The organism is Paenimyroides ummariense (assembly GCF_900115115.1).
Classification (GTDB): Bacteria; Bacteroidota; Bacteroidia; order Flavobacteriales; family Flavobacteriaceae; genus Flavobacterium; species Flavobacterium ummariense.
On the sequence record NZ_FOVI01000007.1, the window covers coordinates 56,666 to 79,661 of the forward strand.

Consider the following 22,996-nt stretch of genomic DNA (forward strand, 5'->3'; position numbering starts at 1 on the left):
TTATTTGCGTTTCATTTTAATTTGTATATTCGATTAAAATACAAATCATTATGAAAAGAAAAATACTTTTAGCAGCAGTTTTATTTACATCTTTAACAACTTTTGCTCAAACCTTTGAAAATAAAGCAACCTTCTGGGCAAAACCTAATAAAACGCAAAGTACAAAACAGGTATTTAATAAAAATGCCTCGTTAAATCACGGTACAAATCAATCATTAACAACAAATATCGGTGAAGGTAGTTCAAACTTTTACATGGTCTTTAAGTCGGAAGATATTGTTGAAAAAGATTTATTGAATTTTACATTTACATGTGCACAACATGCGGTAACTACGCATAATATTAATTATCATGATGCCGCTACAGTTGATCAGAAAAGAAAAACCGGAGCTATTGTAAAATATGGTTTTGAATATCCTGGCGCAACCGGAGATAAAAATTATGTGACTGTTATAGATCAACCTAATGATTTAACCGATGTGTACGAAGTAATTTATGTAAATGAAAAATTCACAGAATTAGATCATCAGCAAATTCAAACATATTTATCGGTAAAATACGGAATTTCGTTAATAAATCCTGCAAATTATGTTGATGCGAACGGAAAGCACATTTGGAACCGCAACTTAAATACACAGTATAACACAAACATTACAGGAGTTGGAAAAAGCGATTATTTTGGTTTGAACAAAACCGAAACCGTTAATTCTGTTGATAAGCGTATCGAAATTAGTACAAACGGTTTTAACAACAACGAATATTTGTTTATTGGAACAAACAATGAAAATACATCATTTGTAAAATCAGACGATTATGAAATTTTAGATTCGTCTTGGTTGGTTCAAACAAATACGGCTTCTAACTTAACTACGTTGCGTTTTAATTTAGGATCGTTAAAATCAACCGGAACGTATGAGTTGTTAATCAATCAAAGTGCAACTGCATTTGATAATTCCAACGTATTAAAAGTTCAAGGGAAAGTAGAAGGAAACCAATTAGTTTTTGAAAATGTTATGTTTGATGCAGACGGAAACGGATTTGATACTTTTTCTATAGGATATACAACGAAAGCAAAAGAAAATTCAAAACCTGAAATTGTTTCAAATTCAAAAGTGAATGCGTATCCAAACCCTGCAAACATCAACGAAACAGTTAATGTATCGTACAATTTTGGAAAACCGACTAATTTAAACATTCACGTTTTCACGGTTGAAGGTCGATTGATCAACAAACAAGAAGTGAACAACATTAACAATCATGTGTTTGAAACCAAATTTTCAACAGCCGGAGTTTACTTAATTGTATCAACCTATAACGGTGAAATAACAACAAACAGAATTATTGTAAAATAACAAAAACCTCAAGAAAAGCACCCTTTGAAAGAAGGGTGTTTTTTATTTGTATTAATTGTGGTAAATTTGATATTTGCTTAATACGATATGATAACCGAAGAACAAGTAATTTTAGTTAACGAAAAAGACGAGCCTATTGGTTTAATGCCCAAATTACAGGCACATGAAGAAGCTTTGTTACACCGGGCTTTTTCGGTTTTTATTTTAAACGATAAAAACGAGATCATGTTGCAACAGCGTGCTGCGGACAAATACCATTCGCCTTTGTTGTGGACCAATACGTGTTGCAGTCATCAGCGTAACGGCGAAAGTAATATCAATGCAGGTAAACGACGCTTGTTTGAAGAAATGGGGTTTTCGGTTGAATTAAAAGAACTGTTTTCGTTTATTTACAAGGCTCCGTTTGATAATGGTTTAACCGAACATGAATTTGATCATGTAATGGTAGGTTATTTTAATGAAGATCCTGCAATCAATAAAGAAGAAGTTGAAAGCTGGAAATGGATGAGTATTGAAGCAATAAAGCAGGATATGCAGCAGCATCCGGAAGTTTATACCGAATGGTTTAAAATTATTTTCGATAAGTTTTATCATCACATCGAAGCACAGAAAATTTAGTTTATGAGAGTTACTGTTTGTAGAAAAGCACATTTTAACGCAGCGCATCGTTTGTATCGCAAAGATTGGTCTGATGAGAAAAACCAAAAAATTTTTGGTAAATGCAATAATCCTAATTTTCACGGGCACAACTACGAATTAATTGTAGATGTTACCGGAACGGTAAACCCGGAAACAGGTTATGTGATTGATATTAAAGATTTAAGCGATATTATTTACGAAGAAGTAGAAGTGCCTTTCGATCATAAAAATCTGAATTTAGATGTGCCCGAATTTCAAGACTTAAATCCAACGGCTGAACATATTGCATACGTTATCTGGCATAAATTGCGTAAACGTCTTCCCTTAAAATTAGATTTGGAAATAACCCTGTACGAAACCCCTCGAAATTTCGTTAAGTATTGTGGTTTATGATAATTTTAGAAAAATATTTTAATAAAATTTGTACCTTGCCAACTTAATTTAAGCGAACGCATTAAAATTGAATTCAATTAAACAACATATAAATAATCAGTCTAACACCACCGCTTTCAAAAGTTATCCAATTCAATTTCAACCTATTTTAAAAGAGCGAATTTGGGGCGGTAACAAATTACAGTCGTTAGGAAAAGAACTTTCTAATGACAACATTGGCGAAAGCTGGGAAATTTCTATGATTGATACCGATATAAATATTGTAACTAACGGTATTTATAAAGAAAAATCGTTAGCAGAATTGATTGATTTGTATCCAAACGAAATATTAGGAGCAAAAGTTTATCAAAAATACGGTAAGCAGTTTCCTTTATTATTTAAGTTTTTAGATGCAAAAACCGATTTGTCTATTCAACTGCATCCTAACGACGAATTGGCAAAAAAACGACACAATTCTTTCGGAAAAACCGAAATGTGGTACGTAATGCAGGCCGATAATAATGCCCGCATTATTTTAGGATTTAAAGAAGACAGTTCTCCCGAAGAATATTTAGATCATTTAAAGAATAAAACCCTGCCAAGTGTTTTACAGGAATATTATGTAAAAAAAGGCGATGTGTTTTTTATTGAAACCGGAACAATCCATGCCATTGGTGGCGGAATTTTATTGGCAGAAATCCAGCAAACATCAGATATTACGTATCGAGTTTACGATTGGGATCGAGTAGATGATCAAGGAAACGAACGCGAATTGCATGTAGATTTAGCTTTAGAAGCGATTGATTACAATAAAAAAGATCCTAAAATAGAGTATGTAAAAGTTGATGATGAATCGGTAAATTTGATCGATTGTCCGTTCTTTACCACCAACATCGTGTCTTTAACGTCTTCTTATGAAATTACTAAAAACAACGATTGTTTTTTGGTGTATATTTGCACAGAAGGAAATGCGGCATTGGTAACCAATGGTGAACGTTTTGAAATAAAACAAGGCGATACCGTTTTAGTACCGGCACAATTAAACAATTTTGCCTTACAGGGCAATGCAACCTTATTAGAAGTATTTATTAATAAATTATAATTATTGAATTATGGCAAACGTTAGAACTTTAAAAAAAGATATCAATTTTGTATTGGGTGATATTATTGAAGCAGTTTACATTTGGGAGCTTTCTACAGCAGGAAAACCAACAGATGAATCGCAAGCAATTATCGATGAAGCAATTACACAATTTGATGCTTTAATAGAGCGTGTAAACGATAAAAAAGCAGAAAATAAAAAAGCACACTTTAAAGCAATCTATACAGATTTAGAAGGGACTGCAAATCAATTGGTTGAAAAAATTAACGCTTTATAGTTAAAAAAAACCGACAAAAAAGTTACGGAAGCACTTGCAGAATTAAAAAACAGCAGTATATTTGCAACCGTAAATGAGTCGCCTCTGTAGCTCAGCTGGCTAGAGCAGCTGATTTGTAATCAGCAGGTCGTGGGTTCGAGTCCCTCCAGAGGCTCAAGTTCTTAATCAAATTGAAAATATTATTTTGCCTCTGTAGCTCAGCTGGCTAGAGCAGCTGATTTGTAATCAGCAGGTCGTGGGTTCGAGTCCCTCTAGAGGCTCAAAATTTTCAATTTGATTTTTTTCTGAATTTACAACAACATTTTGCCTCTGTAGCTCAGCTGGCTAGAGCAGCTGATTTGTAATCAGCAGGTCGTGGGTTCGAGTCCCTCCAGAGGCTCATAAAACAAAAACTCCTAAATTTCTTTAGGAGTTTTTATATTTTACAAAATTAAACTTATGAAAAAAATAATTGCTCTTATTACATCTTTTGTAATTCTTTCTTGTTCTTCTGATGATGATCAAAAACAATTGCCGTTAACAATGAATGGAAGTAATTCCGTTGAATATACGTTTAACGGAAAAAGAATGTCTTCATTTGATTCTGACGAGGATGCTAAAGAAATTATGTGTAATGTATCTAAAGCAAACACATGGATTTATTTTAAGTTAGGAAAAAATAATGAATATTCTACTTTGTCGCTTTCTTCTTCTACTGGTTTTGAAGAAGGAAAAACATACTCAATAAAAGGAAATCTAAATTCTAATGTTAAGGCATCTAATGAATTTTATGGACCAAACATTCCTTATGTAAGTTGTTCTACAAACAATGAAATAGGAGGGACTATTAAAATTGAAAAACTTGATTATACCAACAGAATTATAGCGGCAAAATTTAGTTATGATTGTGCAGATGATAGAGGGAACGTATATGCTGTTCGTGACGGATGGTTCGATTTAAAATTTTAAACATGAAAAAACTACTATCAATTTTTGCCATTCTTTGTGTTGTTTCTTGCTCTTCAGATGATAATGTAATCAATCCTTGTAACGAACAAGTTGTTTCTTATTATCAAAAAGATCAACAATTAGTCAATGATATAAAAAATAATGTAATAGCTATAGAATTTGATTATAGAGTTTCTGATAATGTTATAAGCAATAGGTTAAAGGAGATTTCTTTATTTGATTTACCACTTAATTCAGAAGGAATAATTACTGCTATTTATCCAGATATGTTTTCAACTTATACTGCTAAAGTTGTTTTTGGATATTTTAAAGAAGGAAATTTATCTTGCGAAAAGTTAAATGAATACATCAGTCAAATCCAAAATATTTCTGAAGTGCATAATGTACGAAAAGTAATTGAAGGATCAAATAAGTATTCAATAATGAAGGAAACAAATATTATTGTTGTTAAGCTGCAAAATGAATCAGAAATATCTGCTTTACAAATCCAGGCTGATAAATATGGTTATATTGTTACTGAAAATGATCCAATGAACATGAATAATAATCAAGAATTTGTTTATTACTTAATTGATGAATCAAGTAAAAAATCAATAATTGAAATGGCAAAAATGTTGTCACAAGCTATTAAGTACGAATATATTTCACCTCAATTTACAAATTTTGGTTAAAAAAACTCCTAAAGAAATTTAGGAGTTTTTTATGGATTTAATTTTCTTCTTTTTGCCCCATCATCATTAAATAAGCCTTAAGAAACGGATCAATTCCGCCGTTCATTACACTGTCAACATCGCTGGTTTCAAATTGCGTGCGAACATCTTTTACTAATTTGTAAGGATGCATCACGTAATTCCTGATTTGCGATCCCCATTCAATTTTCATTTTGTTGGCTTCAATTTCATCGCGTTTTGCTTGTCGTTTCTTCAACTCAATTTCGTACAATTGCGATTTAAGCAACTGCATGGCTTTGGTTTTGTTGTCGAGCTGCGAACGAGTTTCAGAGTTTTCAATAATAATTCCGGTAGGGTGGTGGCGTAAACGCACGGCTGTTTCCACCTTATTTACGTTTTGTCCGCCTGCACCCGATGACCGCATGGTTTCCCACGAAATATCAGACGGATTTATTTCAATCTCAATAGTGTCATCTGCCAACGGATACACATATACCGACGCAAAGGATGTATGACGCTTCGCATTGCTATCGAACGGAGAAATTCGAACCAAACGATGCACACCGTTTTCGCCTTTTAAATATCCGAAAGAAAATTCGCCTTCAAATTCTAACGTAACCGTTTTTATTCCGGCAACGTCGCCTTCCTGAAAGTTTAATTCCTTGATTTTGTAACCGTTTTTTTCGCCCCACATTAAATACATACGCATTAACATGGCAGCCCAATCGCAACTTTCTGTTCCGCCGGCACCGGCAGTAATTTGTAAAACGGCACTCATGCTGTCACCTTCGTCCGAAAGCATATTTCTAAACTCTAAATCTTCAACAATTTCCACTGTTGCTTCATATTGTTTTTGAACATCTTCTTCCGTTGCATCTCCTTCAGCAAAAAAATCCATTAAAACCTGCAGTTCTTCGGCATTGCTTTGCGCACTTTGGTAACCTTCTACCCATTTCTTTTTAGATCGAATGTTTCGAACCAAAATTTCGGCTTCTTTGGCGTTGTTCCAAAAATCGGGAGCAAACGTTTTTTCTTCCTCGTTTTGTATCTCAATTAATTTCTGATCGATGTCAAAGATACCTCCTTAACGCACCAAGGCGATCAATAAGACCCTTTATTTGATCTGTAGTAACCATTTTTGTATGATTTTTGTTAGATAACAAATGTACACTTATCTTAAAGAATAAAAAAATGAAAACAGTGAATCTATTTTTAGGAATTATGGGGTTGAGTTTTATGAGTTGTGTGGTGCAACCTAAAACCGATGCTGTTGATAAAGGAACGACTAAAATTGAAAACGGTAAAGTAACGCTATCGAATCCCGATTTGGAATACGAAGTGATTATCATGGATAATGGTTTTGAACGATGGTTTAGCACAAACCGGAAACCTAAAGATCATTATTCTATTACTTTTTTAGAAAATAAAAACCGAAGATGGGTTCAGGAATGGAATGCGCACGCCGGTAGAATGAACAGTGTTATTGAATATACAATTGATTATAATTCGCAAACCCATTACGGATACGAAGTAAATTACATGCTTTATCACTATTTATTTTATTTTCAGCAAGTTAATAATTTACGATTAGATTAAATTATTCGTAAATTTGCATCGACAAAAAATGAATTATGGCTTCGTTAAAACAAAAGTGGGGAATTACATCTAATTTTCAGTTTATCGTAATTTTAGTGGTATTTGCTATCACAGGCAGTACATCGGCGTATATTACACGTCCGGTTTTAGAATTGATCGGTATCACAAAAGAAAGTATGCATCCGTTAATTTACTGGCCATTGTCGTTAATTTTAATTTTGCCTGTTTACAAAGTATTGCTGATTATTATTGGAACGATATTTTTACAACATACGTTTTTTTGGAATTTTGTAAAGAAGATGTTGATTCGTATGCGATTAGGTTTTTTATATGGAATAAAAAAATAGCGAAACGTTGGGTCTCGCTTATTTTTTATGAATAATAAAAATACACGGACGTTTGTGTAAATCTATTTTATGTTTTTTCCAGAAACTAATTGGTTTTGTCAGCATAATTTCGGTTGGCAAGGTTAAATCGCAGGCAACGCACAACAAAGTATTTGGATTTAAAGTTTGAACCATTTCTTCCATCAATTGATTGTTTCTGTAAGGAGTTTCGATAAAAAGTTGCGATTGATCTCTTTCAAACGACCATTTTTCCAGATTTTTCAACATCGTCTTTTTTTCTGATTTATCGATAGGAAGATAGCCATTAAAAGTAAACGATTGTCCGTTCATACCTGACCCCATCAATGAAAGTAGGATAGAAGACGGACCAGTAAGCGGAACTACTTTAATGCCTTTTTCATGAGCCATTGCAACAATAACAGCACCTGGATCGGCAACACCCGGGCAACCGGCATCGCTCATTAAACCCATATTTTTGCCTTCTAACAAAGGTTGAATGAATGATTTTAATTCTTTAGCATCGGTATGTTTATTCAGTTCAAACAAATTTAAATTAGCCTGAATTTTAGTTGGATCAATAGCTTTAATAAACTTGCGGGCAACTTTGCTGTTTTCAACTACATAAGTGTCAATCAGCGAAACAGCGCGCATTACACTTGCTGGTAAAACATCTGCAGCAGGAGTTTCGTCTCCTAACATTACCGGTATTAAATATAAGGTGCCTAATGTTGTCATATCTGTAAATATAAAAAACGCCATTAAGCGTTTTCTAATTTTATTTTTATTTTTTCGCAAGCATCGTTCAACATATTATAAACATCATCAAAACCATTGTCGCCACCATAATAGGGGTCGGGAACTTCTAGGTTTTTATCGGGATGAATTTCGTTTAAAATTAATTGTACTTTGCTAATTGCTTCGCTATTTGGTGCCAAACGGCATACATTTTTGTAATTACTTTGATCCATTACATAAATATGATCAAACTTTTCAAAATCTTCCACCAAAAATAAACGTGCACGTTGATTGGTTAAATCGATACCATATTTTTTAGCAACGGCAATAGATCTTTTATCGGGTAATTCGCCAGAATGCCAAGCACCTGTACCTGCAGAATCCACAAAAAACACGTCAGATTTTAATTTAGACTTTAAAATGCCTTCTGCCAACGGCGATCTGCAAATATTCCCCAAACAAACCATTAATATTTTCGCCATTACATTGATAGTTTTTTGTTGATATCTTCGAAATGTGCTTTAAACTCTTTATCGGTTTCCAATAAATTGTCAACGGTTTTGCAAGCGTGTAAAACCGTAGCGTGATCGCGGTCGCCAATTTGCGAACCAATATTTGCCAACGACGATTTGGTGTATTTCTTTGCAAAAAACATAGCTAATTGGCGTGCTTGTACAATGTTTCGTTTACGCGATTTTGAACAAAGCGTTTCAATATCCAACTCAAAATAATCGGAAACTATTTTTTGAATGTAATCTATAGAAATGTCTTTACGAATATTTTTAACGAATTTTTCAATGACGTTTTTAGCCAGATCAACCGTGATTTCTTTTTTGTTGAAAGACGATTGTGCAATTAACGAAATAATAGCTCCTTCTAACTCGCGGACATTTGTTTTTACGTGTTTTGCAACGTATTCAACCACATCATTATTCATTTCAACACCATCGCGGTACAAAATATTCTTTAAAATATTTACTCTGGTTTCAAAATCGGGGTGCATAATTTCAGCGGAAAGTCCCCATTTGAAACGAGATAACAAACGCTGTTCGATATCCTGCATATCAACCGGAGCTTTATCGGAAGTTAAAATAACCTGTTTTCCGTTTTGGTGCAGATAGTTGAAAATGTGAAAAAACACATCTTGTGTACCCGATTTTCCAGATAAAAACTGAATATCATCAACAATCAAAACATCGATCAACTGATAGAAATAAATAAAATCGTTACGGGTTTGTTTTCTAACAGAATCAACATATTGCTGCGTAAAAACTTCTGCCGAAATATATAATACGGTTTTTTCAGGATGTTTCTCTTTAATCTCTACACCAATCGCATGAGCCAAATGCGTTTTTCCCAAACCAACACCACCGTAAATTAATAACGGATTAAAAGCGGTACCGCCCGGTTTGTTGGCAACTGCCATACCGGCACTACGAGCCAAACGGTTCGATTCACCTTCCAAAAAATTATCAAAACTGTAGTTAGAATTTAACTGCGATTCTATCTTAACATTTCTAATTCCGGGAATTACAAACGGGTTTTTTAATTCGGGATTTTTTGTCTGTACAGGAACATCTAATTCCTGGGTTTTAACAGGTTCTCTCTGGGTACTAGGTAATTGCTCGGTAAACGGTTGTTTTGTTCCCGAAGTATTCTCCATTTTAATTTTGTAAAGTAACTTTGCTTTAGAACCAAGTTCCTTTTGTAATGCAGATTTTAATACCTTTACATAATGTTCTTCTAGCCATTCATAGAAGAATTTACTAGGAACTTGAATATACAAAGCATTTTCAGTTAACTCAATAGCCTCAATTGGTTCAAACCAAGTTTTGAACGCCTGGTCGCCAATGTTGTCTTTTATGAATTGCAGACAACGATTCCAAACAGATATTGCGGTTTCTTGTGTATAATCAAGCATTTTTATTAGAGATAATAGTGTTTACTAATAGTGTTTTAGAGAGTTACATAAAACACATTTACATTTACAAATATGTGAATAAAAATCATCAAAAAAAATGATTTTACTATTTGATTTTTAGAAATAATATTGTAAGTAATTTTTTATTCGAATTATAAAATTTTTGAAACTATTTTTTTATGCAGGAACACAAAATTAGCATACGTGTGCGATACGCAGAGACCGACCAAATGCGGGTGGTTTACCATGGAAATTATGCCCAATATTTTGAGATGGGACGTGTGGAATGGCTTAGAAACAAAGGGGTTTCGTATAAAGAGCTTGAAGATAGCGGAGTAATGCTTCCGGTGGTTTCTTTAAACATGAACTACAAGAAACCTGCGTACTACGATGATGAACTAACTGTAATAACCAAACTGGCTTTTTTAGGTGGCGTAAAGATTGAATTTACCTATGAAATTATCAACCAAAAGGGCGAGTTATTAACAACTGCGCAAACAGTTTTGGTATTTGTTGATGTGAAAACAAAACGACCAATTTCGGTACCCGATTACCTTGAAAAATTAATAAACGTGTAAATATTGTTAAAAGCAAAAAAACTTTTTTACGAACAAACAAAAAATCGTAAATTCTACAAAAAAATTACAACTATGAAAAAGTTTATTTTAATGTTATTTTTGTTTTGTTCGGGATTTTTAATGGCACAAACACCTGTTGTTTTAAAAGCACGAGTGTACAACCCAACCCAAGAAGTGCAAATTGCAATAAAACATAATAATGATCCGGTTATGGAACTGGGACAAAATGTTTATAAAACCATTCCTTTAAATGTAAACGATAAATTAACGTTTTATGTAAACGGAACAATTGTAGAAACGATTGATGTTTCGCAAAAGGTAATTGATAGAAAAAGTTTAAACGTGCTTTTAACCGATTCTACTGTTTTAGACGAATTGGAAATTGAATATACCAACATGAACAGTAAATTGGGTTTGGGAACTTCGCCCAATTTAACCAAAACAGAGCGTGCCGTTAAGAAAGACAATCAGATTACCTACAAGGATAATTATTCTGCAACAGGAAATATTAAACTTGATGGTTTTGTAAATAAACTTACTGGTAGGGCAAAAACAAATAAAAAAGCACTTTCGGTAGAACGTGAAATACAGGTTATGGAGCGATTTTTAAAGGTTTATTCTGCTGATTTTCTTTATGAAAACTATAAGTTGCCAAAAGCAAAAGCTCCGTATTTCGCTTTACGCATGATGGATTTTATTAACGATGGTACTAAAATAGATTCAGATGGATTTAGAATGTTGGTTGAAGAACAGCTTTTGAATTTTAAATACGATTAAAATTGAATTGCCACAGATTCACAGATGACAAATTACACAATTTATAAGATTAAAATTTTTGTTGTTGATATAACTAGATGAATTCGTGCATCTTTGGTAAATGGAAAAATTAATCCTCTTTTTCTGTAATAGAAACTTCAAAAATATGATTGAACGCATTAAAGATTTCCTCTTTTTGAGTCAATCTGCATGATATCTCAATCAAACAATCCAATTCTAAAACCTGATTTACAACATTCAGGTTTTTTTCTTTAATAACGCGCATTACTTTATTCATGTTTTTATAATCAAACCGAATAAAAAAGTGTGTGTTTATTGTTTTTTCAACAATCTCAGCCGTTTCCAAAGCCATTTGCGCTCCGGTTTTATAAGCTGTAACCAAACCCCCAACGCCTAACTTTACACCACCAAAATATCGAACTACGACTACCAAAACGTTTGTAACATCGAAAGATTGTATTTGTCCGTAAATGGGCATTCCTGCACTGTTGTTGGGTTCGCCATCGTCATTGGCACGATAAATTTTTGTTTTTGTACCAATTTGATAAGCGTAACACCAATGCCGTGCCGTATAATGTTGCTTTTTAAGTTGATCTAAAATTTCTTTGACCTCATTTTCTGACTGAACCGGAAAAGCATAGCCGAAAAACTTGCTGTTTTTTTCTTTAAACAACACTTCGTCGCTTGGTTTTTCTATTGTTTTGTAAGTATCAGTCATTATTTGGGTTTTTGTAGTAGGTTAAAATGTTGTTCTGAATTTTTTGTGTAGAAATCTGCACAGCATTTTTTAATTCAACAGATTTTATGCCTTCTTTCAAAATTACATCGCTTTTAAAAACTCTGGCTTCGTTCCAAAAATTAGCATCAATGAACTGCTGTAAGGTTTGCGATCCACCTTCAATAATTATCGATTGAATATTTTCTTCCACACAAATTCTATTCACTTCGGCAGGTAAATTATCAAAATCAATCTTTTTATAAATGATTTGATCGATCGGATTTAAAGGAAATTCCGCACACAAACAAATGGTTTTACTTTCAGCATTTGTAATTGCAAACGATGCATCAATTTTATGATTCGCATCAATATAAATTCTAACCGGATTCTTTCCAACAAAATCTCGAGTTGTAAGTGAAGGATTATCATCTAAAACGGTTTTTGTTCCAACCAAAATGCCCATTTCTTCACTGCGCCATTTGTGCGTCAATTGTCGGGAATAATTGTTCGAAATCCAAACGGGTTTTTGTTCGTTCTTTTCCATCGGAGCAATAAATCCATCTGCCGATTCTGCCCATTTTAAAATAATATAAGGTCTTTTTTTCTGAATAAATGTAAAAAATCGTTTGTTACTGTCGATACATTCCTTCTCTAAAATTCCAACAATAACATTTACACCTGCATTTTTCAATTTATCGATGCCTTTTCCAGCAACTTCCGCATAAGGATCCACACAACCAATCACTACATTCGGAATCTGCATTTTTACGATTAAATCGGCACAAGGCGGCGTTTTTCCGTAATGGCTGCAAGGTTCCAGCGTAACATAAATGGTGCTTTCTTTTAAAAGTTCTTTATTTTTAACCGAATTTATTGCGTTCACTTCGGCATGCGATCCACCAAAAGCACTCGTTGAACCTTCGCCAATAATTGTATCTTTGTGAACAATTACCGCACCAACCGACGGATTTGGCATGGCAGCGGGCAAACCTTTCTGTGCAATAAACAAAGCGCGGTACATAAATTGTTCGTGTGTGTGCATGGCGAATTTTTTACAAAATTAAAAAAAGATGACGGTAAACGATTATAAAAAACGATTTCTAGACCAACTTCCTGCTTTTTATGATGAAACAGAGCGATTGAATTTGTTCAACATGGCAATGGAATTTGCATTGAAATACAGTAAAGCCGACGTTGTTTTGAATGGAAATGAATCGATTTTGATTGAAAATCAGCAAAAAATAGACGAAGTTTTCAATCGTTTACAAGATAATGAACCCATTCAATATATTACGCAACAGGCTAATTTTTTTGGATACGATTTTAAGGTTTCGCCTGCAACATTAATTCCACGACCAGAAACTGAAGAATTGGTAGATTGGATTTTAACCGAAATGAAAAAGCAGCCGCAAAAAAAATGGCAAGTTTTGGACATTGGCACAGGAACGGGCTGTATTCCTATAACCATTAAAAAAGAATTTCCGTTAGCAATTGTTTCGGCGATCGATGTTTCGGTTGAAGCATTAAAAATTGCAAAACAAAATGCAGTGAATTTGCAAGCTGAGGTTACTTTTATTCAGCAGGATATTTTACAAACAGAAGGTTTAGATGCTTATGATATCATTATATCCAATCCGCCATACGTTCGAAATTTGGAAAAAGCAGAAATAAACGAAAATGTATTGCAGCACGAACCGCATTTGGCATTGTTTGTAGATGATAACGATCCGTTGATTTTTTACCGAAAAATTACGCAATTAGCACATAAAAGTTTGAATGAAAACGGAATGCTTTTTTTTGAAATCAATCAATATTTGGGGAATGAAATGAAAGAAATGGTTTCGAAATATTTCAAATCAATCGAACTTAAAAAAGATTTTATTGCTAATGATCGAATGATGAAGGCAGACTTCCCAATCAAGTAAACTTTCGACTTTCAACTTTACAACTTTCAGTCTATAACTACTATATTTGCATAAATAAAAATTAAAATGGCACAAAAACCAAGTATTCCAAAAGGAACAAGAGATTTTTCTCCGATCGAAGTAGCAAAGCGTCAATACATCATGTCTGTTATAAAAAAGCATTTTGAACGCAGCGGTTTTCAACCAATTGAAACACCTTCGTTTGAAAATTCTGAAACCTTAATGGGAAAATACGGGGAAGAAGGCGACCGTTTAATTTTTAAGATTTTAAATTCGGGCGATTTTTTAGCGAAAACCAATGAGGAATTTCTGCAAACTAAAAATAGTTTAAAAATTACTTCTCAAATATCTGAAAAAGCATTGCGTTACGATTTAACCGTTCCGTTTGCTCGTTTTGTGGTGCAGCACCAAAACGAATTGGAGTTTCCTTTTAAACGATACCAAATTCAGCCGGTTTGGCGTGCAGATCGTCCGCAAAAAGGTCGTTTCCGCGAATTTTATCAATGCGATGCCGATGTTGTTGGATCAACATCTTTATGGCAGGAAATAGAATTGGTGCAGTTGTATGATGCTGTATTCAGCGATTTAAAGATAGAAGGAGTTACCATTAAAATCAACAATCGAAAAATATTGTCGGGAATTGCCGAAGTTATTGGTGCAAGCGATAAACTAATTGATTTTACTGTTGCTTTAGATAAGTTAGATAAAATTGGCGAAGATGGTGTTAAAACCGAAATGGTGGCTAAAGGAATTTCAGAAGAAGCTTTGGTTAAAATACAACCGTTATTTAATTTTAATGGATCGTTAACCGAAAAACTGAATCAGCTACGCGAATTATTAGCATCATCGGTTGAAGGGACTAAAGGAGTTGACGAGCTGACATTTATCTGCGAAACCGTGGAAGAATTAGGTTTGAAATCAGCAACATTGAATTTAGATGTTACGTTAGCACGTGGTTTAAATTATTATACCGGAGCCATTTTTGAAGTTACAGCACCAGAAACCGTTAAGTTGGGATCAATCGGTGGCGGTGGTCGTTACGATGATTTAACAGGAATTTTTGGCTTGAAAAATATGAGTGGAGTTGGTATTTCGTTTGGTTTAGACAGAATTTATCTGGTTATCGAAGAATTAAATGTTTTTCCTGAAACCGTTTCAAATGTTACCGATGTTTTGTTCCTGAATTTTGGCGATAACGAAGCTAAATACTGCTTAAAAGTTATTCGCGATTTGCGTGAAGCCGGAGTGAATGCAGAATTGTATCCCGATAAAGCTAAAATGGCAAAACAATTTCAGTTTGCCGAGAAAAAAGGAATTAAATACGCCGTGATTGTTGGCGAAACCGAAATGCAGCAAAATATTTTTGGTTTGAAAAACTTAAATTCAGGCGAACAACAAAACGTTACTTTACAAGAATTACAACAAATATTAATGAAATAAAAAACTCCGATCAGCTGATCGGAGTTTTTGTAAAATATTATGAGATTGTGTTGTTGAGAGTTAAGAATCATCCCGAACTTGATTCGGGATCTCATCCTTAATCATACACTTAATCAAAAAAATTAAAATTCCCCAACCTGCAAATGCGTGCTCACTGCAATTCGGTTCCATGCGTTAATGGTTACAATTGCCATGATGATTTCTGCAATTTGAGTTTCGCTAAAGAATTTTGAAGCATTTTCGTAAGCTTCTTCGCTTAATCCGTTTTGGCTAATCATGGTAATTTCTTCGGTCATTACTAAAACGGCTTGTTCTTCTTCGGTATAAAAAGATTTTGCTTCTTTCCATGCACTCAACAGAAAAATACGTTGGTTGGTTTCCCCATTTTTCAATGCATCTTTGGTGTGCATATCAATACAATAAGCACAATTGTTTATTTGCGATGCGCGAATTTTAATCAGTTCTTTTAATGATTTTGAAATTTCTACGTTAGCAAGATACATTTCTAATCCTATCATTGCTTTATAAGCCTGTGGTGCTACTTTGTTGATGTTAATACGTTTTGTCATGATTTCTTAATTTTTATCTGATACAAAGTTGAGAAACAGTTACATGTAAAAACTTAAACTGGTTTAAGAAAGATTTTTTTTGCGAATTTCACTTAAATATTCAGGTGTAAAACCCAAAAAAGATGCGATAAGATATTGAGGAACACGCTGAACAAATTCGGGATGTTTCTTTAAAAGCTGAAAATAAAATTCGTCTTTAGCAAAAGAGAAAATATATTTAATACGCATTTGTGCGGCAGCATACGCACGTTGGTAAACAAATCGAAAATAACGTTCTAACTGCGGAAATTGACTTAAAAGCAATTCCTGATTTTTTTGGGTGATGACTAAAAGTTCTGTTTTTTCAACTGCCTGAATATAAAATTCGGTTTGTAGCTGATGTTCATATGCCATATTATCTGTCATCCACCAGTTTTCAATAGCAAATTCGGTAGTTTGTTCAGATCCTTTTTCGTTCATGTAGAATTTGCGTAAAATACCTTTCAGAACAAAAAAATGTTCTTTACAGATTTGTCCTTCTTCCAAAAGATTTTCCTTTTTACGAACCGATCTTACTTCAAAAAATGAAATAATTTCCGAGAATTCAGCATCGGTTATCGAAACAAATTTATCTAAATGTGCTTTGAATAGTTCGACCATTTTTAATCTTTTAAAGGTTCGTAGATCAATTGTACAACGCCCGATTTAAATGTGTTGGTTTGTGTGAGTTCTAAATTCAGGCGGCTGGTAAGATTTTCAAATAACGGTTTTCCTGTTCCTAAAGCTATGGGATGAACCGAAATTCTATAAACATCGATTAAATTTAGCTGAATAAAAGTTTGAATTAGACTTGCACCGCCGTAAAGCCAAATATCTTTTCCCGATTGATTTTTAATGTCGGCAACTTTATCGGCAATGTCAGAATTTATAAAAGTGGCATTTTCATCATTTCTGATTTCACTCGAAAAAACATATTTCTTTTTTGAATGAATGTTTTGCCAAAATGCTTTTTCAGAAGCATCGGCATTGTTATCAGGTTGATAATTTCCCCATGAATCATAACTTACTCTGCCATAAAAAATGGTATCGATATTAGATAGAAATCCATCAAAATTCATATCATCATCCATGATACACCAATCTATTTCTCCGTTTGATCCTTCAATAAAACCGTCTAAACTAACCGCTAAATCTAAAATTACTTTTCTCATTTTTGTTTGATTTAATCGTTCAAAAATAATTCAATAAAAGTTCAAAAAATGTCGTTTTTAAAGCTGTTCGTTTTGCTTTTTAATCAATTCAGTCAACAGTTTTTTGGCACGCAAAATCTTAATTTTTACATTGTTTAAAGGCTCGTTGATTATTTCGGCAATTTCGTTATAACTTCGCTCCTGAAAATAGCGCAACTGAATAATTTGCTGATAATGAGGTTTTAACTGTTTAATGCAAAGTTTTAAAGTCGCCAGATTTTGTTCGTAAATCAATTGGTCTTCCAAGGTGTCTTCATCTGCAAGGGTATCAAACAAATATTCTTCATTTTCGTTTAAATTAACCATATCATTGCTTTTTCGCTTTCTAATTAAATCAATATGAACATTTTTTGCAATGGCAATCAGCCACGTATTAAACGCAAATTCGGTTTTGTATTGTGAAAGTTTATCAAACGCTTTGGCAAAAGTTTCAATGGTAATATCTTCGGCGTCGGTTTCATTTTCGGTTCTTTTCAAGATAAAATGATACACTTCTGTCCAATAAATATCCAACAGGGCAGTAAAAGCAGTCTGACTTCCTGTTTTTGCATTTTCTATTAATACTGCGATTTCATTTATCGGTTTTTGTGCCACGTTACGTTGTTGATTTTTTGAAAAGATTTCCTAAAAATAGTTGAATCTGCATAAAGATATAAAACAAATCGAACAAAGGAAAGTAAAAAGCAAGATCGTTGTAACGGAATTTTTTAGCTGCTTTTGCAAATAATATCCAGACAATAAGGTAACGTAAAAGTACAATTGCAAGCGTGACGTACCAATATTCAAGGGTTATGAACGATGCAATGGCAGTTGCGATAAATAAAAATTGCAGTAAATTAAAAAGTTTAATTTTAAATGCTGCAGACCCTTTAAGGTTTGATAATAGTTTGATTTGCTGATTTTTAAATGTCTTGAAATCGTTACGGTTTAAAGTTTCGGCTTCAATCATTGCATCGGGATGTTCGCAAATAGTGGTGTTTTTTGATGTTGATGCATCGTTCACCAGATATTCGTTCATGAATAAAGGCTTCTGCATGTGGTTGATAAAACCGTTTACGTTGTAAAAATCTTCTTTTTTAAAGGCGATTTGCTGCAGATTTAAACTGTAAGGCTGACTGATTTTTGTCCACGCAACTGATTGTATTTGCTGTATTGTATGGAAAAAGCGCAAGTATTTATTGAAGAACCCTTTTTGTTTGCGGTAAAAAAACGATCCTAAAATAATTGTTTTGTTTAAGGTAAAGTGAGATGTTAACTGAACCAGCCAGTTGTTTGATTGGATTTTTTTATCGGCATCAATACAAACCAGATATTCGTATTTGCTGGCTTTAATTGCCAAGGTAATAGCGTATTTTTTATTTCCCCAAAAAGTTTCGTTGTTCACTACATCAACAATTCTAATGTTCGGATACATCAAAGCATATTCTTTAATTAAGTGCAGCGTATCGTCAGTAGAAGCATTGTTTACTAGAACCAGTTCAAACTGATGGTAATTCTGATTTAATAAAACAGGCAATAAATTACGCAATTCGGCACTGTTGTTTTTAGCATACACAATAACCGAAATCGGTATGCGTTTGGCGTTGGTTTCGTGCGGTTTGCTAAATATCGATCCTGCAAAAATGCCCAAATAATATACCAGTAAAACAATAAATAATCCTGCTAAAATATAAAGTAGTGTTAATGCCATAGGGTGCTTTTAATAGCTGCAAAAATACTTTAAATGTTAACGAACTACAAGTTTAAAAATTAAATAATATTCACTTCGGGGCTAATTTCAATTCCGAATTTCTGCAAAACAGTTGCTTGCACATATTTAGCCAGATTAATTAGTTCTTCGCCAGTTGCGTTGCCATAATTAACCAATACCAATGCCTGTTTTGTATGTACGCCGGCATCGCCTTTGCGGTAGCCTTTTAAACCAGCTTGTTCAATTAACCAGCCCGCCGGAACTTTAACTTGAGTATCGTTCACAGGATAATGTGGAATATCCGGATTTTTTTCTAATAATGATTGATACAATTTTTTATCGATCACCGGATTTTTAAAGAAACTTCCGCTGTTACCAATTTCTTTTGGATCTGGTAATTTAGACTGACGAATTGCGATTACCGCATTGCTTACATCTTTAATCGTTGGGTTTGAAATATTCATAATATCCAATTCCTGTTGAATGGCTCCGTACGATGTATGCAGAATATGTGGTGCTTTTTTTAGTTTAAAAGTAACCGATGTTATAATGTATTTGTCTTTTAGCTTGTTTTTAAAAACACTTTCGCGGTAACCAAATTCACAATCGGTATTTGCAAAAGTTTCAATTTGCAAAGTTTCCAAATTTAAAGCAGTTAAGCTGTGAAAAGTATCTTTAATTTCTACGCCATACGCACCAATATTCTGAATAGGAGAAGAGCCTACTTTTCCGGGAATTAATGATAAATTTTCTAATCCGCCTAAATTTCTATCAACTGTGTTAAAAACAAAGTCGTGCCAAATTTCGCCCGCTTGTGCTTGTATCCACACAAAATCATGGTCTTCGTTTACAACTTCAATTCCTTTGGTATTTAAATGTAAAACCAGCGCGTCAACATCTTTTTTTGTAAGTAGCATATTGCTTCCGCCGCTTAAAATAAACAAAGGCAATTTATTGTTATTTTGCTGAATGACTTGTTTTAACTGATCTACCGATGTAATATCAACAAAAGCGGCTGCATTTACACTGATGCCAAACGTATTGTAATTTTTTAAAGACTGATTGAACTGCATAGCTGAAAATTTGTACAAATAAACGAAAAACCCTTTTTGTTTAGTTAGATATTTTAAAAATTTCGTAATCTAAATTGGTCGATTTTACAATAAGTTCCGTTCGATCTTCATGTGTATCGGTAATAAACAGCTGACCAAAAGTGGCGTTGTTAACCATTTCGATTATCTGCTGCACGCGATCGGCATCCAGCTTGTCAAAAATATCATCGAACAATAAAATGGGTAGTACGCCGCTTTGCTTTTTAATAAAATCGAATTGTGCCAATTTTAAAGCAATCAATAATGATTTTTGCTGACCTTGCGATCCGTATTTTTTAATGGAATGTCCGTTGATTTCAAACAGTAAATCATCTTTATGAATCCCTACCGATGTATATTGCAGCACGCGGTCTTTCTGTAAAAAATCAGTAAAAAGATCCGATAAAGGTTTTTCATGCAGCTGACTTTCATACTTAATTTCAACCGATTCACTATTACCTGTAATTTGTTGGTGGTATTTTTGAAAAATCGGATTAAATTCTTCAATAAATTCACTTCGTTTCTTATGAATTTCCGTTCCTAAATGATGCAGTTGTTCGTTATAAATCGTTAAAGTATCCGTTTCGAAAACTCGGTTTAAAGCAAAATATTTCAATAAAGCGTTGCGTTGCATCAATACTTTCTGATATTGAATCAACTGCTGCAAATACTGACTGTTTTGTTGCGAAATAACCAAATCTATGAACTTTCTGCGGGTTTCGCTTCCTTCCGAAATCAAATCCTGATCGCTCGGCGAAATCATAACCAAAGGAATCAAACCTACATGATCGGCAAACTTATCGTAAATTTTTCCGTTGCGTTTTAAAACCTTTTTTTGTCCTTTTTTTAAACTGCACACAATTTGTTCGCGCTTGTCGGTTTTGTTAAAAGTACCTTCAACCACAAAAAAATCTTCGTTGTGCTTAATATTCTGCAAAGCCACCGGATTAAAATAACTTTTGCCAAATGCCAGATAATAAATAGCATCGAGCAGGTTGGTTTTTCCCTGACCGTTTTTTCCTACAAAACAGTTGATTTTTTTAGTAAAATGAAGTGTTTTTTCGGGAATATTTTTAAAATTAAGGATATGTATTTGCTCTAAATTCACAAAAGCAGTTTTATTAATTGAATTAAAAAGCAAATTTCTGAAAAATATCTAACAAATAGACTTTTAAATTTAGATAAAAATCCTATTTTTGCCCAGATTAAAATTATTACATCGTTATGGCAACATATAATAAAAGAGGTTATAAACCAGAAAAACCAGAGGTTGAAAAAGAAGAAAACGTACACCAGGCGGTATTAAACGATAAAAGTGATACAGCTGAAGTATTTAATTCTTTAGATTCGTCTGCAAATAAAATAGGCAATTGGTTTACATTAAACCAGTCAAAAGTATTTTATGCAATTGGCGCATTGGCAGTTGTAGCAGTTGGTTATTTGGGTTATACTAATTTTATTTTAGAGCCAAAAGAAGACGAAGCAGCAAACGAAATGTTCCAGGCACAGCAATATTACGATCAGGCTATTAACGGACAAGCAACCGATTCTTTATACAATTTAGCTTTGAATGGAGGCGAAGGTAAAATGGGCTTTTTAGGAATTACCGAAGAGTACAGCGGAACAAATGCAGCTAATTTGGCGCATTACTACGCAGGAACATCGTACCTTAATATGGGTAAATTTAAAGAAGCAATTAAGCATTTAGAGCAGTTTAACTCTAAAGATTTGTTCTTAAAAGCAATGTCGTTAGGGGCAATTGGCGATGCATTTGCAGAATTAAACCAACAACAAGAAGCTTTTGATTTTTACAAAAAAGCATCAGAACATACAACAAACGATTTTACAACGCCGCGTTACGCTTACAAAGCCGGCTTAATGGCGTTAGAATTAGGTAAAAAAGACGAAGCGTTGAAATTGTTTACCAATATTAAAGACAATTACAAAGGTTCTGTAGAAGCTGCAAATATTGATGTTTATTTAGGAATGGCTCAATAATTATGGCTACAGCTAATAAAAATTTATCAGAATACAACAAAGCCGATTTAATTGATGCAAAAGATTTGAAGATTGGTTTGGTTGTTTCGGAATGGAACGATAAAGTTACCAACGGTTTGTTTCAAGGCGCTTACGATGTATTGATTGATTGTGGAGCGAAACCTGAAAATATTGTACGTTGGAATGTTCCTGGAAGTTTTGAATTGATTTTTGCAAGCAAAAAAATGCACCAGTTAGAACAGTTTGATGCTGTTATTGCCATTGGTTGCGTGATACAAGGCGAAACCAAACATTTTGATTTTGTTTGCGAAGGTGTTACACAAGGCATTAAAGATTTAAACTTAATCTACGATGTACCAACCATTTTTTGTGTTCTGACCGATAACAACGAACAACAATCGATCGATAGAAGTGGAGGAATCCACGGAAATAAAGGAACCGAAGCTGCGGTTGCCGCATTAAAAATGATCGCATTAAATAAATAATACAAAAGCTCTGAAATTTTTCAGGGCTTTTTTTGTGTAAGTTTTTTATTGATTTTTAAAAAATAATTATATTAGTGAAATTATAGTTATTGAATTACCATGAAAAAATTGATAACAATCTTTTTAATATTTTTCGCTGTTTTAGGATTTTCTTCTTTTATGTGTTCTTGTATGAACAGAGACCATTGCAACAATTCTTTAGATATTGTTGGAGTGTATGAAAACCGTTATGAAAACGGAGTAAAAAATTATCTTACTATTAATTCAGATGGAACATTTGAACAGATATACACCAAAAACAAAACAACCAAGAAAAATAAGGGTAAATGGGTCTTTTTTGAGAAAAGTTGTTCTGTCAGATTTGATACATTAAGATTGTTACACGAACTACCAACTCAAGAGATTGAAAGTAGCTTTGAAGGAATGATAGGATTATTTAGAAATAATAATATTTTATTTTATGAAGATATGCCTAAACAATACAATTATTACAGAAAAAAATAATATCATAAATACTTATAATTCTTGGTATAATA

General features: G+C 33.5%; 29 protein-coding genes and 3 tRNA genes. 19 read left to right on the forward strand and 13 right to left on the reverse strand.

From position 1 onward, the window contains the following. The first annotated feature begins 50 nt into the window (after nucleotides 1-50). The 10 genes from BM253_RS06860 (at nucleotide 51) to BM253_RS06905 (ending at nucleotide 5,361) form a co-directional block, all read left to right on the forward strand. Complete coding sequence (locus BM253_RS06860; protein WP_091521291.1) at nucleotides 51-1,352, forward strand: T9SS type A sorting domain-containing protein; 1,302 nt, start codon at nucleotides 51-53, stop codon at nucleotides 1,350-1,352. Nucleotides 1,353-1,442: 90 nt separating this feature from the next. Further along, nucleotides 1,443-1,970 (forward strand): isopentenyl-diphosphate Delta-isomerase, encoded by a 528-nt coding sequence (gene idi / locus BM253_RS06865; RefSeq protein ID WP_091521508.1) that lies wholly within the window; start codon nucleotides 1,443-1,445, stop codon nucleotides 1,968-1,970. Between the two features lie 3 nt (nucleotides 1,971-1,973). Beyond that, nucleotides 1,974-2,384, forward strand: coding sequence for a 6-pyruvoyl trahydropterin synthase family protein (locus BM253_RS06870; RefSeq protein ID WP_091521294.1), 411 nt, complete (start codon nucleotides 1,974-1,976; stop codon nucleotides 2,382-2,384). Between the two features lie 67 nt (nucleotides 2,385-2,451). Further along, nucleotides 2,452-3,465 (forward strand): type I phosphomannose isomerase catalytic subunit, encoded by a 1,014-nt coding sequence (locus tag BM253_RS06875; protein ID WP_245758464.1) that lies wholly within the window; start codon nucleotides 2,452-2,454, stop codon nucleotides 3,463-3,465. Between the two features lie 10 nt (nucleotides 3,466-3,475). Beyond that, complete coding sequence (locus BM253_RS06880) at nucleotides 3,476-3,742, forward strand: hypothetical protein (protein WP_091521299.1); 267 nt, start codon at nucleotides 3,476-3,478, stop codon at nucleotides 3,740-3,742. 80 nt (nucleotides 3,743-3,822) lie between these two features. Continuing rightward, nucleotides 3,823-3,896, forward strand: a tRNA-Thr gene (locus BM253_RS06885). 32 nt (nucleotides 3,897-3,928) lie between these two features. After that, a tRNA-Thr gene (locus BM253_RS06890) sits at nucleotides 3,929-4,002 on the forward strand. Nucleotides 4,003-4,047: 45 nt separating this feature from the next. Then, nucleotides 4,048-4,121: transfer RNA gene (locus tag BM253_RS06895), tRNA-Thr, on the forward strand. A 59-nt stretch (nucleotides 4,122-4,180) separates the two neighbouring features. Further along, nucleotides 4,181-4,690, forward strand: a complete 510-nt coding sequence (locus BM253_RS06900) for a Riean_0653 family protein (protein WP_091521302.1) — start codon at nucleotides 4,181-4,183, stop codon at nucleotides 4,688-4,690. A gap of 2 nt (nucleotides 4,691-4,692) precedes the next feature. After that, nucleotides 4,693-5,361 carry a hypothetical protein gene (locus BM253_RS06905; RefSeq protein ID WP_143095601.1) on the forward strand — a complete coding sequence of 223 codons (669 nt, stop codon included), beginning with the start codon at nucleotides 4,693-4,695 and terminating at the stop codon, nucleotides 5,359-5,361. 37 nt (nucleotides 5,362-5,398) lie between these two features. Here the strand turns inward: BM253_RS06905 and prfB are convergent. Continuing rightward, a protein-coding gene (gene prfB, locus BM253_RS06910; RefSeq protein ID WP_143095602.1) for a peptide chain release factor 2 occupies nucleotides 5,399-6,497 on the reverse strand; the annotation gives its coding sequence in 2 pieces (ribosomal slippage) (nucleotides 5,399-6,433 and nucleotides 6,435-6,497; 1,098 coding nt in all). 55 nt (nucleotides 6,498-6,552) lie between these two features. Here prfB and BM253_RS06915 point away from each other — a divergent pair. Both BM253_RS06915 and BM253_RS06920 read left to right on the forward strand, forming a co-directional pair. Next, entirely contained in the window at nucleotides 6,553-6,957 is a 405-nt protein-coding gene (locus tag BM253_RS06915; RefSeq protein WP_091521512.1) for a DUF6146 family protein, read from the forward strand. A gap of 35 nt (nucleotides 6,958-6,992) precedes the next feature. After that, on the forward strand, nucleotides 6,993-7,304 hold the full coding sequence (locus tag BM253_RS06920) for a DUF6787 family protein (RefSeq protein ID WP_091521312.1): 312 nt from the start codon (nucleotides 6,993-6,995) through the stop codon (nucleotides 7,302-7,304). Nucleotides 7,305-7,322: 18 nt separating this feature from the next. On the opposite strand, the gene BM253_RS06925 is transcribed toward BM253_RS06920, so the two are convergent. Genes BM253_RS06925 through dnaA form a run of 3 tightly spaced genes read right to left on the reverse strand, consistent with a single transcriptional unit; the run spans nucleotide 7,323 to nucleotide 9,960 of the window. Next, on the reverse strand, nucleotides 7,323-8,039 hold the full coding sequence (locus BM253_RS06925) for an SAM-dependent methyltransferase (protein WP_091521515.1): 717 nt from the start codon (nucleotides 8,037-8,039) through the stop codon (nucleotides 7,323-7,325). A 23-nt stretch (nucleotides 8,040-8,062) separates the two neighbouring features. Next, on the reverse strand, nucleotides 8,063-8,521 hold the full coding sequence (locus tag BM253_RS06930) for a low molecular weight protein-tyrosine-phosphatase (RefSeq protein WP_091521315.1): 459 nt from the start codon (nucleotides 8,519-8,521) through the stop codon (nucleotides 8,063-8,065). Further along, nucleotides 8,521-9,960: a chromosomal replication initiator protein DnaA gene (dnaA, locus tag BM253_RS06935; protein ID WP_091521318.1), complete on the reverse strand. Its 1,440-nt coding sequence runs from the start codon at nucleotides 9,958-9,960 to the stop codon at nucleotides 8,521-8,523. The genes BM253_RS06930 and dnaA overlap by 1 nt, the downstream gene beginning before the upstream one ends. 179 nt (nucleotides 9,961-10,139) lie before the next feature. Here dnaA and BM253_RS06940 point away from each other — a divergent pair, with 179 nt between their 5' ends. Beyond that, nucleotides 10,140-10,538 (forward strand): acyl-CoA thioesterase, encoded by a 399-nt coding sequence (locus BM253_RS06940; protein ID WP_091521321.1) that lies wholly within the window; start codon nucleotides 10,140-10,142, stop codon nucleotides 10,536-10,538. Nucleotides 10,539-10,610: 72 nt separating this feature from the next. After that, a complete protein-coding gene (locus tag BM253_RS06945) occupies nucleotides 10,611-11,315 on the forward strand; it encodes a hypothetical protein (protein WP_143095603.1) in 705 nt (234 codons plus the stop codon). A gap of 109 nt (nucleotides 11,316-11,424) precedes the next feature. Here the strand turns inward: BM253_RS06945 and BM253_RS06950 are convergent, their stop codons facing one another. Together BM253_RS06950 and ribD are read right to left on the reverse strand one after the other, a co-directional pair. Continuing rightward, complete coding sequence (locus BM253_RS06950) at nucleotides 11,425-12,033, reverse strand: IMPACT family protein (protein WP_091521326.1); 609 nt, start codon at nucleotides 12,031-12,033, stop codon at nucleotides 11,425-11,427. Next, entirely contained in the window at nucleotides 12,026-13,075 is a 1,050-nt protein-coding gene (ribD, locus tag BM253_RS06955) for a bifunctional diaminohydroxyphosphoribosylaminopyrimidine deaminase/5-amino-6-(5-phosphoribosylamino)uracil reductase RibD (RefSeq protein WP_091521329.1), read from the reverse strand. The genes BM253_RS06950 and ribD overlap by 8 nt, the downstream gene beginning before the upstream one ends. A gap of 28 nt (nucleotides 13,076-13,103) precedes the next feature. Between ribD and prmC the strand changes: the two genes are divergently transcribed. Then, a complete protein-coding gene (gene prmC / locus BM253_RS06960; protein WP_091521332.1) occupies nucleotides 13,104-13,958 on the forward strand; it encodes a peptide chain release factor N(5)-glutamine methyltransferase in 855 nt (284 codons plus the stop codon). A 66-nt stretch (nucleotides 13,959-14,024) separates the two neighbouring features. Beyond that, nucleotides 14,025-15,398, forward strand: coding sequence for a histidine--tRNA ligase (gene hisS, locus BM253_RS06965; RefSeq protein WP_091521334.1), 1,374 nt, complete (start codon nucleotides 14,025-14,027; stop codon nucleotides 15,396-15,398). A 122-nt stretch (nucleotides 15,399-15,520) separates the two neighbouring features. Here hisS and BM253_RS06970 read toward each other — a convergent pair whose 3' ends face one another. The 7 genes from BM253_RS06970 to recF form a co-directional block, all read right to left on the reverse strand. Next, complete coding sequence (locus BM253_RS06970; RefSeq protein ID WP_091521338.1) at nucleotides 15,521-15,967, reverse strand: carboxymuconolactone decarboxylase family protein; 447 nt, start codon at nucleotides 15,965-15,967, stop codon at nucleotides 15,521-15,523. Between the two features lie 63 nt (nucleotides 15,968-16,030). Continuing rightward, entirely contained in the window at nucleotides 16,031-16,606 is a 576-nt protein-coding gene (locus tag BM253_RS06975; protein ID WP_091521341.1) for a Crp/Fnr family transcriptional regulator, read from the reverse strand. Nucleotides 16,607-16,608: 2 nt separating this feature from the next. Next, the gene (locus BM253_RS06980; RefSeq protein WP_091521344.1) at nucleotides 16,609-17,157 is read right to left on the reverse strand and encodes a dihydrofolate reductase family protein; all 549 of its coding nucleotides are present in this window, start codon (nucleotides 17,155-17,157) and stop codon (nucleotides 16,609-16,611) included. 57 nt (nucleotides 17,158-17,214) lie between these two features. Next, the gene (locus BM253_RS06985) at nucleotides 17,215-17,790 is read right to left on the reverse strand and encodes an RNA polymerase sigma factor (protein ID WP_245758465.1); all 576 of its coding nucleotides are present in this window, start codon (nucleotides 17,788-17,790) and stop codon (nucleotides 17,215-17,217) included. Between the two features lies 1 nt (nucleotide 17,791). After that, a complete protein-coding gene (locus BM253_RS06990; protein ID WP_091521347.1) occupies nucleotides 17,792-18,886 on the reverse strand; it encodes a glycosyltransferase in 1,095 nt (364 codons plus the stop codon). Between the two features lie 59 nt (nucleotides 18,887-18,945). Continuing rightward, nucleotides 18,946-19,959 carry a UDP-N-acetylmuramate dehydrogenase gene (murB, locus tag BM253_RS06995; RefSeq protein ID WP_091521351.1) on the reverse strand — a complete coding sequence of 338 codons (1,014 nt, stop codon included), beginning with the start codon at nucleotides 19,957-19,959 and terminating at the stop codon, nucleotides 18,946-18,948. Between the two features lie 40 nt (nucleotides 19,960-19,999). After that, the gene (gene recF, locus BM253_RS07000) at nucleotides 20,000-21,085 is read right to left on the reverse strand and encodes a DNA replication/repair protein RecF (protein WP_091521522.1); all 1,086 of its coding nucleotides are present in this window, start codon (nucleotides 21,083-21,085) and stop codon (nucleotides 20,000-20,002) included. Between the two features lie 116 nt (nucleotides 21,086-21,201). Between recF and BM253_RS07005 the strand changes: the two genes are divergently transcribed. The 3 genes from BM253_RS07005 to BM253_RS07015 all read left to right on the forward strand — a co-directional run bounded on the left by BM253_RS07005 (nucleotide 21,202) and on the right by BM253_RS07015 (nucleotide 22,964). Then, nucleotides 21,202-21,975, forward strand: a complete 774-nt coding sequence (locus BM253_RS07005; RefSeq protein ID WP_091521354.1) for a tetratricopeptide repeat protein — start codon at nucleotides 21,202-21,204, stop codon at nucleotides 21,973-21,975. A 2-nt stretch (nucleotides 21,976-21,977) separates the two neighbouring features. Further along, the gene (ribH, locus tag BM253_RS07010) at nucleotides 21,978-22,460 is read left to right on the forward strand and encodes a 6,7-dimethyl-8-ribityllumazine synthase (protein WP_091521357.1); all 483 of its coding nucleotides are present in this window, start codon (nucleotides 21,978-21,980) and stop codon (nucleotides 22,458-22,460) included. Between the two features lie 171 nt (nucleotides 22,461-22,631). Then, the gene (locus BM253_RS07015) at nucleotides 22,632-22,964 is read left to right on the forward strand and encodes a hypothetical protein (protein WP_091521361.1); all 333 of its coding nucleotides are present in this window, start codon (nucleotides 22,632-22,634) and stop codon (nucleotides 22,962-22,964) included. The last annotated feature ends 32 nt before the right edge of the window (nucleotides 22,965-22,996 follow it).